The organism is Streptomyces tanashiensis (genome assembly GCF_014648895.1).
In the GTDB taxonomy this organism is placed as follows: domain Bacteria; phylum Actinomycetota; class Actinomycetes; order Streptomycetales; family Streptomycetaceae; genus Streptomyces; species Streptomyces tanashiensis.
Genome location: NZ_BMRZ01000009.1, coordinates 101,105 through 115,150, shown reverse-complemented (window position 1 = coordinate 115,150; position 14,046 = coordinate 101,105). Strand labels below are relative to the sequence as shown.

Sequence of the window (14,046 nt, the reverse complement as noted above, 5' to 3'; positions counted from 1 at the left end):
TCCCCTGGCTGAAATGCCTAGGGGCCGATCCGAACGACTGGGATGTCAGCACGTGCGTTTCCTCAATGACGTCAAGCCGCCCTACGACCTGACGTACGACGATGTGTTCATGGTGCCGAGCCGCTCGGCCGTCGGTTCCCGCCAGGCCGTGGACCTCTCCTCGCCCGACGGGACCGGGACGACCATCCCGCTCGTCGTCGCCAACATGACCGCCATCGCCGGCCGCCGGATGGCCGAGACCGTCGCCCGCCGCGGCGGCCTGGTCGTCATCCCGCAGGACATCCCGATCGAGGTCGTCACCGACGTCATCTCGTGGGTCAAGAGCCGCCACCACGTGCTCGACACCCCGATCGTCCTCGAACCCCACCAGACGGTCGCCGACGCGCTCTCCCTGCTGCCGAAGCGCGCCCACGACGCCGGTGTCGTCGTCGACGAGAACCGCCGCCCGGTGGGTGTCGTCACCGACGCCGACCTCTCCGGCGTGGACCGCTTCACCCAGCTCTCCGAGGTCATGTCCAAGGACCTGCTGCTCCTGGACGCCGACATCGACCCGCGCGAGGCCTTCAACACCCTCGACGCCGCCAACCGCCGCTACGCCCCGGCCGTGGACGCGGACGGCAAGCTCGTCGGCATCCTCACCCGCAAGGGCGCCCTGCGCGCGACCCTCTACAGCCCGGCCGTCGACAAGAACGGCCACCTGCGGATCGCCGCCGCCGTCGGCATCAACGGCGACGTCGCCGGCAAGGCCAAGCAGCTGCTCGACGCGGGCGTCGACACGCTCGTCATCGACACCGCGCACGGCCACCAGGAGTCGATGATCAGCGCGATCCGCACCGTGCGGGCGCTCGACCCGCAGGTCCCGATCGTCGCGGGCAACATCGTCGCCGCCGAGGGCGTCAAGGACCTCATCGAGGCGGGCGCGGACATCATCAAGGTCGGCGTCGGCCCCGGCGCCATGTGCACCACCCGCATGATGACCGGCGTCGGCCGGCCGCAGTTCTCGGCCGTCCTGGAGTGCGCCGCGGAGGCGAAGAAGTACGGCAAGCACGTCTGGGCCGACGGCGGTGTCCGTCACCCGCGCGACGTCGCCATGGCGCTCGCCGCCGGTGCGTCCAACGTCATGATCGGCTCCTGGTTCGCCGGTACGTACGAGTCCCCGGGCGACCTCCAGCACGACGCCAAGGGCCGTGCGTACAAGGAGTCCTTCGGCATGGCCTCGGCCCGCGCCGTCCGGAACCGGACCTCCGACGAGTCCTCCTACGACCGCGCCCGCAAGGCGCTGTTCGAGGAGGGCATCTCCACCTCGCGCATGTTCCTCGACCCGCAGCGTCCGGGCGTCGAGGACCTGATCGACTCGATCATCGCGGGCGTCCGCTCCTCCTGCACCTACGCGGGTGCGGCCTCGCTCGCCGAGTTCGAGGAGAAGTCCGTGGTCGGCATCCAGTCGGCGGCGGGTTACGCCGAGGGCAAGCCGCTCCACGCGAGCTGGAGCTAGTCGCTCCTAGCCGCACGCCGTGGGCCCCCGGGACTCGTTCCCGGGGGCCCACGGGCCGTTGGGGACGATCGCCCACACGGGGGGCGCGTGGGCGCCGCCCACGGGCGCGAACCCGCCGCGGGGCGGACCCCACACGGCCGCGGTCCTCACTGGGGCTTCAGCGCCCCCCGCAGCGCGTGCGTCACCGCCAGCGCCATGCGCGCATGCCCCGCGTCGTTCGGGTGCAACCCGTCCGCCAGGTGTTCCGGGCCGAGCAGCGGGCGGCCCGGGAGGACGTGGAGGTGTGGGTCGCCCTCCGTCGCCAGGTCCCGCCCCGCCCGTTCCATGGCCCTGCGCAGCTCCGTGAGCGTGGCACCGAGGGCGTTGCGGGTGTGCTCGGCCTCCGGCCGCAGGACCGGCGAGACGATGAGGAGCGGCGTCGACGGATGGCCTCGGCGGACGAGCCCGACGAAGGCGCGGACGGTCGCGTAGAGCCAGTCGGCCGTGGCGGGCACCCGTGACCAGCAGTTGGTGCCGAAGGCGAGGGTGATGACCTCGCCCGGGAGCCGGGCCAGGTGTTCGGCGAGGGGCAGTTCGCCCCGGGCCCCGCCCGCGTACCCCAGGTTGACCGGGTCGAGGCCGAGGAGCCGGCCCGTCGTGGCGGGCCAGGAGTGCGCCGGGCGGGTCGCCCACCAGCCCTCGGTGATCGAGTCGCCGTGGACGAGCCAGCGGGGCCTGGCGGGGGCGGGGGAGAGGGCACCGCCGAGGGCCCGCAAGGCGAGCGGCACGGGCGCCTGGCCCTCCGGGAGGTGGACGGTGAAGACACCGCCCCGCGGGGGCAGCGGGAGCGTGACGACGGCCTCGGGCGCCGGGGCGGCGCAGGTCTCGCCGACGAGCCGGGTGCCCTGCCAGAGGGCGAAGCAGTGGCGCAGCGCGCGCAGGGGGTCGCCGGGCTCCGGGACGGCCGCCCGGTAGCGGAGCTCCACCGCGCGCGTGCCGGGCGCGGCCGTGAACTCGATCCGTACGCCGATGGGCAGCGCGGCCCGCTCGGCGATGTCCCACGGCAGCCGTTCGAGGTCGTCGGGGTCGGCGCGTACCGGCCGGTCGCCGTCCAGCCAGGCGGTGCCGCGCAGGAACGGTGCCGGGTCGAGCCAGTGCACCGGGGCCTCCGATCGTGGGGCGGTCAGGGGCTCGCAGCGTCGGTCATCGCGCATGAGGAGTCCATACGCGTGCGCGTGCCGGTTCACACCCCGATGTGTCGATTCATGCGGGGGAGCGCAATGTTTGCCCGTCTGCGCCCGAAGCGCGCAATGATCATCCGGCACTGCGCAACAACCCTGCATTACGACTGCGAACCTCTGCCCCTTAGGCTCGTGCCCCGTACCAGGAGTGGCGGCGACCGCCTGCTCGGCGGTTTCCGTTCCCCCGTGGGTCTGCTTCGGCATGCCCCCGTACCGCCGCGGTCGTCTCCTTCCCCACAGGCAGCGATAAGGAGCCTCCGCAGTGCTGGATCAAGGCGCAGCCCCACCGGTCGACGACACGACCACCCCGAAGACCTCCGCTCTCGGCGCTCTCGTTCGCCGCAAGCCGGTGGAACGCCTGGTCGAGGAGGGTGGCCAGGGTGAGGGTGGCAATCTCCGCCGCTCGCTCTCGATGTGGCAGCTGACCATGATCAGCATCGGTGCCACGCTCGGCACGGGCATCTTCGTCGTCCTCGGTGGCGCCGTCCCGAAGGCCGGTCCCGCCGTCACGATCGCCTTCGTCATCGCCGGTCTCACGGCGCTGTTCTCGGCTCTCTCGTACGCCGAGCTGGCCGGCTCCATCCCGGTCGCGGGGTCCTCGTACTCGTACGCGTACGCAACGATGGGCGAACTCGTCGCCTGGGTCTGCGGCTGGTGTCTGGTCCTGGAGTACGGCGTCTCCGTCGCCGCCGTGGCCGTCGGCTGGGGCGAGTACCTGAACGAGCTGCTCGACGGGACCATCGGCGTCACCATCCCCGACGCGCTCTCCTCGGCCCCGGGCGAGGGCGGCTACATCAACCTGCCCGGTCTGATCGTCGTCCTGCTCGCGATGGTCTTCCTGCTCGGCGGCGCCCGCGAGTCCGCCGTGGTCAACACGATCATGGTCGTGGTGAAGATCGCCGCGCTCGTGCTCTTCTGCGCCATCGGCTTCATGGGCTTCAAGTCGGGCAACTACAAGGACTTCATGCCGCTCGGCATGACCGGCGTCGGCGCCGCGAGCGCCAGCCTCTTCTTCTCGTACATCGGCTTCGACGCCGCCTCCACGGCCGGCGAGGAGGCGAAGAACCCCAAGCGCGACCTGCCCCGCGCGATCATGCTCTCGCTGCTCATCGTCACCGTCCTCTACGTCCTCGTCGCCGCCGTCGCGGTCGGGGCGTGGAACTGGAAGGAGTTCGCGGGCTCCGAGGCCACGCTCGCGGCGATCATGAACGACGTCACCGGCCAGACCTTCTGGGGCACGATGCTCGCCGCCGGCGCGGTCATCTCCATCGCCAGCGTCGTCCTCACCGTCCTCTACGGGCAGACCCGCATCCTCTTCGCCATGTCCCGCGACGGCCTGGTCCCCAAGGTCTTCGGCAAGGTCAGCGGCAAGACCGGCACCCCGCGCGTGAACACGGTCATCGTGTCGCTCTTCTGCGCCGTCCTGGCCTCGGTCGTCCCGCTCTTCAAGCTCGTCGACGCCACCAGCATCGGCACGCTCTTCGCCTTCGGCCTGGTCAACATCGCGGTCATCGTGCTCCGCTACACCCGCCCCGACATGCCGCGCACCTTCAAGGTGGCCCTCGGACCGGTCTTCCCGATCCTCGGCCTGGTCTTCTGCGTGTACAACATGTTCGGCCTCGACGCCGCCACCTGGCAGTACTTCGGTGGATGGATGGCCGCCGGGCTCGTGTTCTACTTCCTGTACGGCATTCGCCGCTCCCGCCTGGCATCCGAACAGAAGTGATCCACCCGTAGTGCGACTCAACGACCTCGACGAACGCATCGTCCACGCCCTCGCGGAAGACGCCCGCCGCAGCTACGCCGACATCGGCTCGCTCGTGGGACTCTCCGCGCCCGCCGTGAAGCGGCGCGTGGACCGGCTCCGTGCCGAGGGTGCCATCACCGGCTTCACCGTACGGGTGGACCCGGCGGCGCTCGGCTGGGAGACCGAGGGGTTCGTCGAGATCTACTGCCGCCACAACACCTCGCCGGACGACATCCGGCGAGGTCTGGAGCGGTACCCCGAGGTGGTGTCCGCGTCGACCGTCACCGGTGACGCGGACGCCGTCGTCCAGGTCTTCGCCTCGGACATGCGCCACTTCGAGCGCGTCCTGGAACGCATCGCGGGCGAGCCCTTCGTGGAGCGCACCAAGTCCGTCCTGGTGCTCTCGCCGCTGCTGCGGCGCTTCTCCTCGGGCTCGCCCGCCTAGGGGTGTCTCGGGAGCGGCCGGGCGGCCGGGGCGGTGCGGGCCGTGGTTCCCGCACCGTCCTCCGCCCGCCCACCCCCGTGGGGCGGTCTACTCGGTCGGGTAGTCGAGCTGCCAGGGCAGCACCTTGAAGTCACCGGTGCCGGGCAGCACCTTCTCGAAGGGGGCCGCGCTCAGGCACGGCGGGACCTCCAGGTTCGTCTCGCTCCCGACCCAGCTGTAGCCCAGCCGGTCGCGCTTGCCGTCGTCGTGCACCGAGACGCCGACCCGCTTGTTCCGGAACGCGTCCACATCGGTCTCGATCACCTTGCCCGTCACCACGGCCACCTTGCCGCCCGTGGTGAGGCAGTCGACCTTCGCCACCGCGTACCCGCCCTTCCCGTTCTTGTAGTGGCTGAAGCGGAAGGTGCCGGTCGCGGCCTGCGGATCCTTGTTGTCCTTCGCCGCCAGGTGCGCGTCGAAGCTGAACGTGATGTCGTCCCCGGCCGGCCGGTAGAGCTTGGCCGTCCCGGTCAGCGCGGCGGCCTCCCGGACCCCGTGGTTCCCGTGCCCGCCGTCTCCTCCCTGGGCGACGGCGACACCCCCGGCTCCGAGGGTCAGCAGAACGGCGGCGGATACGGCGACGATCTTCGTACGGCGGTTCATCGTGGTCCCTTTCGGCAGGTCGTCCGGGGGTCTTCCGGACGAGCACCACTCTTCCGCGCGGACCGCGCCCGGGCGTCGGGCCGCAGGACGGTCCTCTTCTCCGCCGCGCGGCGGGGGAGCCCTACGCCCCCGGGCGGAGCCGTACGCAACGAATCGACGCCACGGCCGCCGATCGCGCAACGGTTCGACGGTCGGTCCGCAACGCTGCCGCCTTGTCCCGGCCGAGCGCGAAACCGTACCGTTTTTGACGTCTTCCCCTTGTACTTCTCCCCGCACTTCCGACCCCCGAGGAACGCCGATGCCCGCGCTGCGCACCGCCCTGCTCCAGAGCTCCGGCGAGCTCGGTGACGTGGCCGCCAATCTCAAGGCCCTCGACGAGGCCGCCGCCCGCGCCGCGGCCGCCGGCGCGAGCCTGCTGCTCGCCCCCGAGCTGTTCCTCACCGGCTACGCCATCGGCGCCGACATCGCTCGGCTCGCCGAGCCGGCCGACGGCCCCTCCGCCCGCGCCGTCGCGGCGATCGCCGTGCGCCACGGCCTGGCCGTCGGCTACGGCTACCCGGAGCGGGACACCGAGCGCCACGGGGTCCTGTACAACTCCGCGCAGCTCATCGGCGCCGACGGCGTCCCGCTGGTGCGGTACCGCAAGACCCACCTCTTCGGGGACTTCGAGCTGAAGTGGTTCACCCCCGGTGACCGGGCCGTCGTCCAGGCGGAGCTCGACGGGCTCACCGTCGGAATGATGATCTGCTACGACGTCGAGTTCCCCGAGAACGTCCGGGCGCACGCGCTGGCCGGTACGGACCTCCTCCTCGTACCGACCGCGCTCATGCACCCCGCCGAGGTCGTCCCGCTGTCCGTGGTGCCGGTCCGCGCCTTCGAGAACCAGCTGTACATCGCGTACGCCAACCGGACCGGCCCCGAGGGCGACTTCGAGTTCGTCGGCCTCTCCACCCTGGCCGGCCCCGACGGCACCGCCCGCGCCCGCGCCGGGCGCGGCGAGGACCTCGTCCTCGGCGACGTCGACCCGGCGTTCCTGGCGGCCTCCCGCGAGGAGAACCCCTACCTCCGCGACCGGCGCCCGGGTCTCTACGGCCCCCTCGTCTGAACCGGGCCGCGCCGCCGCCCCCACCCTCCCCCGCCTCACCCTTTTTTCCGTGCAAGGAGTCCGTACCCCATGACGTCCACGGTGCCCACGACCGCCGTCCCCCACAGCGACGGCCAGCCGCCGATCACCATGTTCGGTCCGGACTTCCCGTACGCCTACGACGACTTCCTGGCCCACCCGGCCGGGCTCGGCCAGATACCGGCCACCGAGCACGGCACCGAGGTCGCCGTCATCGGCGGCGGGCTCTCCGGCATCATCGCCGCGTACGAGCTCATGAAGATGGGCCTCAAGCCCGTCGTCTACGAGGCCGACGAGATCGGCGGCCGGCTGCGCACCGTCGGCTTCGAGGGCACCGGCACCGAGGGCCTCACCGCCGAGATGGGCGCCATGCGCTTCCCGCCCTCCTCGACCGCGCTCCAGCACTACATCGACCTGGTCGGCCTCGAGACCAAGCCCTTCCCGAACCCGCTGGCCGAGTCGACGCCGTCGACCGTCGTCGACCTCAAGGGCGAGTCGCACTACGCCACCACCGTCGACGACCTCCCGCAGGTCTACCGCGACGTGATGAACGCGTGGAACGCCTGTCTGGACGAGGGCGCCGACTTCTCCGACATGAACCAGGCCATGCGCGAGCGCGACGTCCCGCGCATCCGCGAGATCTGGTCGAAGCTCGTCGAGAAGCTCGACAACCAGACCTTCTACGGCTTCCTCTGCGAGTCCGAGGCCTTCAAGTCCTTCCGGCACCGCGAGATCTTCGGCCAGGTCGGCTTCGGCACCGGCGGCTGGGACACCGACTTCCCGAACTCCATCCTGGAGATCCTCCGCGTCGTCTACACCGAGGCCGACGACCACCACCGCGGCATCGTCGGCGGCTCGCAGCAGCTGCCGCTGCGCCTGTGGGAGCGCGAGCCGGAGAAGATCGTCCACTGGGCGCAGGGCACCTCGCTCAGCTCCCTGCACGGGGGCGCCCCGAAGCCGGCCGTGACGCGGCTGAACCGGACCGCCGGCAACCGGATCACGGTCACCGACGCCTCCGGCGACATCCGCACCTTCCAGGCGGCGATCTTCACCGCCCAGTCCTGGATGCTGCTCTCCAAGATCGCCTGCGACGACTCGCTGTTCCCGATCGACCACTGGACCGCGATCGAGCGCACCCACTACATGGAGTCCTCGAAGCTCTTCGTGCCCGTGGACCGGCCGTTCTGGCTGGACAAGGACGAGGAGACCGGCCGGGACGTCATGTCGATGACGCTGACCGACCGGATGACCCGCGGCACCTACCTCCTGGACGAGGGCCCGGACAAGCCGGCCGTCATCTGCCTCTCGTACACCTGGTGCGACGACAGCCTGAAGTGGCTGCCGCTCTCGGCGAGCGAGCGCATGGAGGTCATGCTGAAGTCGCTCGGCGAGATCTACCCGAAGGTCGACATCCGGAAGCACATCATCGGCAACCCGGTGACGGTCTCCTGGGAGAACGAGCCCTTCTTCATGGGCGCCTTCAAGGCGAACCTGCCGGGCCACTACCGCTACCAGCGCCGCCTGTTCACGCACTTCATGCAGGACCGGCTGCCCGAGGACAAGCGGGGCATCTTCCTCGCCGGCGACGACATCTCCTGGACGGCCGGCTGGGCCGAGGGCGCGGTGCAGACGGCGCTCAACGCGGTCTGGGGCGTGATGCACCACTTCGGCGGCGCGACCGACGGCACCAACCCGGGTCCGGGCGACGTGTACGACGAGATCGCCCCGGTCGAGCTGCCGGAGGACTGATCCCCGTCAGGGCCTGGTCAGGGGCGTGAGCAGCATCCGCCCCACCAGGCCCACCGACCGGTCGAGGCGTTCGGTGAACTCCTCGGCCAGGTCGGGCAGCCGCCGCAGCTGCCAGAGCGAGCGGGCGGCGAGCCAGGCCCCGTCGCGGGCCCGGTCCAGGCTCCAGCAGCCGAGCAGATGTGTCAGCGGGTCCGCGATCTCCAGGAGGTCCGGGCCCGGCATCAGTTCCTCCCGGATGCGCTCCTCCAGGAGGACGAGGATGTCGCCGACCCGGTCGAACTCGTCCTCCAGGTCGGCCGGGGCGCAGTCCAGGATCCGGCAGGCGTCGACCACCGCGAGCGCCAGGTCGTGGCCGATGTGGGCGTTGATCCCGGCGAGCGCGAACTGCAGCGGCCGTACGCCGGGATGCCGCCGGTAGTGGAAGAGGGGCCGCCAGCAGGCGGGGGCGGGGCGGCCGGTGGTGACGGCGTCGACCGCCGCGAGATAGCGCTCGGCGAACCGTACGTCGAGGGTGGCGGCGGCCCGCCGGTCGGTGAAGGTGCCCGCCTCGATGGCGTGGCCGATCTCCTCGGTGACCGTGAGGTAGACCCGGTTGAAGACGGCGACCCCGTCGGCCGGATGCCAGGCCGCGCGGAGTGCCCGCATCCGGTCCACCACGGGGTCGACCGCGACGAACTGGCCGATGCGCGGTCCGATCTGCTGCCCGATCTGCTGGGTCTGCGCCATGGGGGCAGGCTCCCAGCAGCCGGGCCCGGGAGGGAACTCATCGGGCCCGGCTTACCCAGAACGGGCGAATCACTCAGTTCTTCGACACGTCGTCCGCGCTCGGCTCGTACGAGCTGGTGCCGGAGTCCAGGAGCGGTTCCTGCGTCTTGAGGTGGGCCGGGGCGAAGGCCCGCAGCACGTGGTAGCCGGTGATGACGACGATCGTGCCGAGCGCGATGCCGCCCAGCTCGAACGTGTCGGTGAAGGTCAGCTTCACGCCGCCGACGCCGATGATGATGCCCGCGGCGGCCGGGACCAGGTTGAGCGGGTTGCGCAGGTCGACCTTGGCGTTGATCCAGATCTGGGCGCCGAGCAGGCCGATCATGCCGTACAGGATGACGGTGATGCCGCCGAGGACACCGCCGGGGATCGCGGCGACGACCGCGCCGAACTTGGGGCAGAGGCCGAAGAGCAGTGCGAAGCCGGCGGCGGCCCAGTAGGCGGCGGTCGAGTAGACCCGGGTGGCGGCCATGACGCCGATGTTCTCGGAGTACGTGGTGTTCGGCGGGCCGCCCACGGCGGTCGAAAGCATCGAGGCGGCGCCGTCGGCGGCGATCGCGGTGCCGAGCTTGTCGTCCAGGTTGTCGCCGGTCATCTCGCCGACGGCCTTGACGTGTCCGGCGTTCTCCGCGATCAGGGCGATGACCACGGGCAGCGCGACCAGGATGGCGGACCACTCGAAGCTCGGGGCGTGGAAGGACGGCAGGCCGACCCAGTCGGCCTGGGCGACGCCGGAGAGGTCGAGCCGCCAGTGGTCGGTGACCTGACCGCTCGCGGACATCGAGTGGATCTTCCCGAAGACGAGGTCGAAGATCCAGGAGATCGCGTAGCCGAAGACCAGACCGAGGAAGATCGCGATCCGGGACCAGAAGCCGCGCAGACAGACCACGGCGAGACCGGTGAACAGCATCACGAGCAGGGCCGTCCACTGGTCCTGAGGCCAGTACGTCGACGCGGTCACCGGCGCCAGGTTGAAGCCGATCAGCATGACGACCGCGCCGGTCACGATCGGCGGCATCGCCGCGTGGATGATCCGGGCGCCGAACTTCCGGACGGCGAGACCGGCCAGGAAGAGCACCGCGCCGACGACGAGGACCGCGCCCGTCACGGTGGCGCTGGTGCCGCCGGACGCGCGGATGGCGGCGGCGACGCCGACGAAGGAGAGCGAGCAGCCCAGGTAGGACGGCACGGTGCCACGGGTCGCGAGCAGGAAGATCACGGTCGCGACGCCGGACATCATGATCGCCAGGTTCGGGTCCAGACCCATGAGGACGGGGGCGACGAAGGACGCCCCGAACATCGCGACGACGTGCTGGGCGCCGAGGCCGGCCGTACGGGGCCAGGAGAGCCGTTCGTCCGGGCGGACGACGGCTCCAGGAGCCGGTGTTCTCCCGTCGCCGTGCAGGGTCCAGCGCACGCCGAGGTTCATGAGGTCGCTCCCGTTCTCCGGTTCCGGCGGCCGTGTCGCGACCGCAAAAGATCAGCCACATGGTATGCGCCTGGTCTGCACCACCGGGGACCGGAGACGACGGACGGTCCTACCCCACCGACCCGGCGCTCTTCGCGGGCTCGGGCGTCGCCGACGCCGCCTCCCGGCCGCCGGCCCTGAGCACGCCCGCACCGAGCACCAGACCGAGGGCCAGCAGGGTGACCAGGCCGAAGGAGAACACCAGGGAGGTCGCGTCGGCGATCCCGCCGATCGCGGAGGGGGCGATGAGCCCCGAGGTGTACGTGATGGTGGCGACGCCCGCGATGGCCTGGCTCGGGTTCGGGCCGCTGCGCCCGGCCGCGGCGAAGGCCAGCGGGACGACGACCGCGATGCCGAGCCCGATCAGACCGAAACCGGCCATCGCGACGGCGGCGTGCGGGGCGAGGACCACCAGGGCCCCGCCGAGGGTGGCGACGGCGCCCCCGACCCGTACCGTACGGACCGCTCCGAAGCGGTCCACCACCCGGTCGCCGGCCAGCCGTGCCACCGCCATCGTCAGCGCGAAGGCGGTCGTGGAGGCGGCCGCGAGCCCCGCCGAGCTGCCCAGCTCGTCCCGGAGGTAGACGGCCGACCAGTCGAGGCTGGCGCCCTCCGCGAACACTCCGCAGAAGCCGATGGCGCCGATGATCAGCGCGGACCGCGGCGGCAGCGAGAAGCGCGGCGGCGGCTCCTCCTCCGGGGCGCTGCGGACGTCGAGCACGCCCTGGCAGAGGACCAGGCCGAGCGCGGTGAGCACGAGGGCCGCGATCAGGTGGTGCAGCCGGGCGTCGCCGCCGAGGTGGGCGGCGACCGTGCCGGCGGCGGAGCCGAGCAGGGCGCCCACGCTCCACATGCCGTGCAGGCTCGACATGATGGACTTCCCGAGCCGGTTCTCGGTCTCGACGCCGAGCGCGTTCATCGCCACGTCGGACATGCCCGCGGTCGCCCCGTACACGAAGAGCGCGCCGCACAGTCCCCAGACGTTCGGGGCGAGCGAGGGCAGGGTGAGCGAGAGCGTCCACAGGGCGAGCAGGCCGCGCAGCGCCGTGCGGGCGCCGAAGCGGTGCGAGACGGCCCCGGCGAGCGGCATCGCGAGGGAGGCGCCGAGCGCGGGGAAGGCGAGCGCGAGTCCGAGCTGCCCGGCGCTGACGCCCGTGTGCTCCTGGATCCAGGGGATCCGGGTCGCGAAGCTGCCGGTGACCGAGCCGTGCACGCAGAAGACGGCGGCGACGGCGAAGCGCGCCCGCCGGAGGCGATCGGTGCTGGTGACGGTCTCCGCCGCCATGGGCCCTCCCTGTGGTCGTGGTGTGCCGCGTAAACTATCAGGAACCCTGCCTGATAAATAGAGCGCGGAAGGAGTCCCGCTCCCCACGAGTCTGAGAGGATCGCCGCATGGCCGCATCCCCGAGCACCGCACGAGCCATCAACGACCGGTTCGCCCTGCGACTGCTCCAGGACGAAGGCCCGTTGACGGCCACTCAGCTCAAGACGCTCACCGGACTCTCCCGCCCCACCGTCGCCGACCTCGTCGAGCGGCTCCGGGGCTCCGGTCTCGTCCACGTCGTCGGCGAGGCCGGAGCCGAGCGCCGCGGTCCCAACGCCAAGCTGTACGGGATCGTCGCCGACCGCGCCCATCTCGCCGCCCTCGACGTCCGGACCCGCTCCGTCTCCGTCACCGTCGCCGACCTCCTCGGCACCACGCTCGCCGAGGCGTCCGTCCCCGTCGGCGACGACCACGGCACGGGACCGGCCGTCGAGAAGGCGGTCGCCCTCCTGGAGCGGACCGTGAAGGAGGCGGGCGCCGACCGGCTGCACAGCGTCGCCGTCGGCGCCCCCGGGCTCATCGACCCCGCGACCGGCGAGCTGCGCGACTCCTCGGGGCTGCCCGCCTGGCACCGCCGGCTCGTCGGCGTCCTCCAGGAACGGCTGCCCGCCCGCGTCCTCGTCGAGAACGAGACCAACCTCGCCGCCGTCGCCGAACTGCGCGAGGGAGCGGCCCGCGACCGCGAGGACTTCGTCCTGCTCTGGCTCGGCCAGGGCGTCGGCGCCGCCGTCGTCCTCGGCGGCCGCCTCCGCCGGGGAGCCTCCGGCGGCGCGGGGGAGATCGGCTTCCTTCCGGTCCCCGGCACCTCCGGACTCCCCTCGGCCACCGGCTGTGACGGCGGCTTCCACGAGCTGGCCTGTGCGGCGGCCGTCGGCACCCTCGCCGCCGCCCACGGCCTCGACCCGGCCGAGGCGCTCACCTCGGGCCACGGCCCCTTCCTCGACGCCCTCGCCCGCCGCCTCGCCGTCGGCGCGGCCGCCGTCGTCTCCGTCCTGGACCCCGGCTGCGTGGTCCTCGCCGGGGAGACCGGCCACCAGGGCGGCCCCGGACTCGCCGCGCGCGTGGAGACCGAACTCGCCGCGCTCTCCCCGCTGCGCACGGAGGTCCGCCCGACCGCCCTCGGCGACGCGGCGGTCCTCCGGGGCGCCCTGCTCCGGGCGCGGGACGCGGCCCAGGAGGAGCTGTTCCCGTAGAACCGTCCGGCGGGATCACGGAGCGGAGCGCCGTGCGAGGAACTCCTCGAAGGTCACCCGGCCCACCGTCCGTTCCGGCGCCAGATGACGGCCGTGGCGCAGCCCCTGGTAGACGCGGCCCGGCAGCGGCACCTCCACGAGGCGGCGCCGGCGCCCGGTCGCCCGCAGCCAGGCGTGGGCCAGCTCCGTGAAGGTGAGGATCTCCGGGCCGCCCATGTCCTCCACCCGGCCCGCCGGTGGCCCCGCGGCCAGCTCGGCGAGGCGTGCGGCCGCCTCCGTGACCTCCAGGGGCTGGTCCCGGACGTCCTTGGGCAGCAGCATCACGGGCGGCTTCGCGAGGCCCTGGAGCAGCCGCAGGACCAGGTCGTGGAACTGGGTCGTGCGGAGCAGGGTCCAGGGGATGCCGGACGCGCGGATCATGCCTTCCACGGCGTACTTGGTCCGGTAGTAGCCGAGGGGGATCCGGTCGACGCCGACGATCGAGATGTACAGCAGGTGTGGCACCCCGGCCCGCCGCGCGGCCTCGATCAGGAGGCGGGCGGCCTCCTTGTCGCCGCGGAGGATGTTGCTGCAGTGGACGACCGCGTCCACCCCGTCGACCGCCCGGTCGAGCAGCGGTCCGCCCTGCCGCAGGTCGACGGCGTACGGCGGTGAGTGCCTGCTCAGCACCCGCACCTCGTGGCCGTCCGCGCGCAGCCGCTCGCAGACGGGCCGTCCGAGCGTTCCCGTGCCGCCGGTCACCAGGATCGTGCTCATGTCCTCAGCCTGACCGCCCGGGCGCGCGAACGCGACCGCGCCGCGCCCCGGACAGGGGGGCGCGGCGCGGTGGGCCCGGCGGTGGGCAAGGGCCGTGAGTGTCCGCCGCCGGGGGTTCA

The 14,046-nt window shown here is 72.2% G+C and carries 12 protein-coding genes; 6 read left to right on the top strand and 6 right to left on the bottom strand.

Going from position 1 to position 14,046, the window contains the following annotated elements:
* Nucleotides 1–52 precede the first annotated feature (52 nt).
* Nucleotides 53–1,495 (top strand): GuaB1 family IMP dehydrogenase-related protein, encoded by a 1,443-nt coding sequence (locus tag IE237_RS25060; protein WP_189804370.1) that lies wholly within the window; start codon nucleotides 53–55, stop codon nucleotides 1,493–1,495.
* A 146-nt stretch (nucleotides 1,496–1,641) separates the two neighbouring features.
* On the opposite strand, the gene IE237_RS25055 is transcribed toward IE237_RS25060, so the two are convergent.
* Complete coding sequence (locus tag IE237_RS25055; RefSeq protein ID WP_229842876.1) at nucleotides 1,642–2,688, bottom strand: GDSL-type esterase/lipase family protein; 1,047 nt, start codon at nucleotides 2,686–2,688, stop codon at nucleotides 1,642–1,644.
* A 289-nt stretch (nucleotides 2,689–2,977) separates the two neighbouring features.
* Here IE237_RS25055 and IE237_RS25050 point away from each other — a divergent pair, with 289 nt between their 5' ends.
* Nucleotides 2,978–4,441, top strand: coding sequence for an amino acid permease (locus tag IE237_RS25050; RefSeq protein ID WP_189804369.1), 1,464 nt, complete (start codon nucleotides 2,978–2,980; stop codon nucleotides 4,439–4,441).
* A gap of 10 nt (nucleotides 4,442–4,451) precedes the next feature.
* Entirely contained in the window at nucleotides 4,452–4,907 is a 456-nt protein-coding gene (locus IE237_RS25045) for an Lrp/AsnC family transcriptional regulator (protein WP_015032260.1), read from the top strand.
* A gap of 87 nt (nucleotides 4,908–4,994) precedes the next feature.
* On the opposite strand, the gene IE237_RS25040 is transcribed toward IE237_RS25045, so the two are convergent.
* Nucleotides 4,995–5,549 carry a Repetin gene (locus IE237_RS25040; protein ID WP_189804368.1) on the bottom strand — a complete coding sequence of 185 codons (555 nt, stop codon included), beginning with the start codon at nucleotides 5,547–5,549 and terminating at the stop codon, nucleotides 4,995–4,997.
* A gap of 298 nt (nucleotides 5,550–5,847) precedes the next feature.
* Between IE237_RS25040 and IE237_RS25035 the strand changes: the two genes are divergently transcribed.
* On the top strand, nucleotides 5,848–6,654 hold the full coding sequence (locus tag IE237_RS25035) for a carbon-nitrogen hydrolase family protein (protein WP_189804367.1): 807 nt from the start codon (nucleotides 5,848–5,850) through the stop codon (nucleotides 6,652–6,654).
* Between the two features lie 69 nt (nucleotides 6,655–6,723).
* Nucleotides 6,724–8,421 carry a flavin monoamine oxidase family protein gene (locus IE237_RS25030; RefSeq protein WP_189804366.1) on the top strand — a complete coding sequence of 566 codons (1,698 nt, stop codon included), beginning with the start codon at nucleotides 6,724–6,726 and terminating at the stop codon, nucleotides 8,419–8,421.
* 6 nt (nucleotides 8,422–8,427) lie between these two features.
* Here the strand turns inward: IE237_RS25030 and IE237_RS25025 are convergent, their stop codons facing one another.
* From IE237_RS25025 to IE237_RS25015, 3 genes are all read right to left on the bottom strand, one after another.
* On the bottom strand, nucleotides 8,428–9,147 hold the full coding sequence (locus tag IE237_RS25025) for a DUF5995 family protein (protein WP_189804365.1): 720 nt from the start codon (nucleotides 9,145–9,147) through the stop codon (nucleotides 8,428–8,430).
* Between the two features lie 73 nt (nucleotides 9,148–9,220).
* Complete coding sequence (locus IE237_RS25020; RefSeq protein WP_189804364.1) at nucleotides 9,221–10,615, bottom strand: uracil-xanthine permease family protein; 1,395 nt, start codon at nucleotides 10,613–10,615, stop codon at nucleotides 9,221–9,223.
* Nucleotides 10,616–10,724: 109 nt separating this feature from the next.
* Complete coding sequence (locus tag IE237_RS25015) at nucleotides 10,725–11,939, bottom strand: MFS transporter (RefSeq protein WP_189804363.1); 1,215 nt, start codon at nucleotides 11,937–11,939, stop codon at nucleotides 10,725–10,727.
* A 107-nt stretch (nucleotides 11,940–12,046) separates the two neighbouring features.
* Between IE237_RS25015 and IE237_RS25010 the strand changes: the two genes are divergently transcribed.
* On the top strand, nucleotides 12,047–13,171 hold the full coding sequence (locus tag IE237_RS25010; RefSeq protein ID WP_189804362.1) for an ROK family transcriptional regulator: 1,125 nt from the start codon (nucleotides 12,047–12,049) through the stop codon (nucleotides 13,169–13,171).
* A gap of 15 nt (nucleotides 13,172–13,186) precedes the next feature.
* On the opposite strand, the gene IE237_RS25005 is transcribed toward IE237_RS25010, so the two are convergent.
* Nucleotides 13,187–13,927, bottom strand: coding sequence for an SDR family oxidoreductase (locus IE237_RS25005; RefSeq protein ID WP_189804361.1), 741 nt, complete (start codon nucleotides 13,925–13,927; stop codon nucleotides 13,187–13,189).
* Between the last annotated feature and the right edge of the window lie 119 nt (nucleotides 13,928–14,046).

Coding starts and splice junctions, on each gene's coding strand:
- IE237_RS25020 (WP_189804364.1), bottom strand. CDS start 10,615: ATGAACCTCGGCGTGCGCTGGACCCTGCACGGCGACGGGAGAACACCG.
- IE237_RS25010 (WP_189804362.1), top strand. CDS start 12,047: ATGGCCGCATCCCCGAGCACCGCACGAGCCATCAACGACCGGTTCGCC.
- IE237_RS25015 (WP_189804363.1), bottom strand. CDS start 11,939: ATGGCGGCGGAGACCGTCACCAGCACCGATCGCCTCCGGCGGGCGCGC.
- IE237_RS25025 (WP_189804365.1), bottom strand. CDS start 9,147: ATGGCGCAGACCCAGCAGATCGGGCAGCAGATCGGACCGCGCATCGGC.
- IE237_RS25030 (WP_189804366.1), top strand. CDS start 6,724: ATGACGTCCACGGTGCCCACGACCGCCGTCCCCCACAGCGACGGCCAG.
- IE237_RS25040 (WP_189804368.1), bottom strand. CDS start 5,549: ATGAACCGCCGTACGAAGATCGTCGCCGTATCCGCCGCCGTTCTGCTG.
- IE237_RS25035 (WP_189804367.1), top strand. CDS start 5,848: ATGCCCGCGCTGCGCACCGCCCTGCTCCAGAGCTCCGGCGAGCTCGGT.
- IE237_RS25005 (WP_189804361.1), bottom strand. CDS start 13,927: ATGAGCACGATCCTGGTGACCGGCGGCACGGGAACGCTCGGACGGCCC.
- IE237_RS25055 (WP_229842876.1), bottom strand. CDS start 2,688: ATGCGCGATGACCGACGCTGCGAGCCCCTGACCGCCCCACGATCGGAG.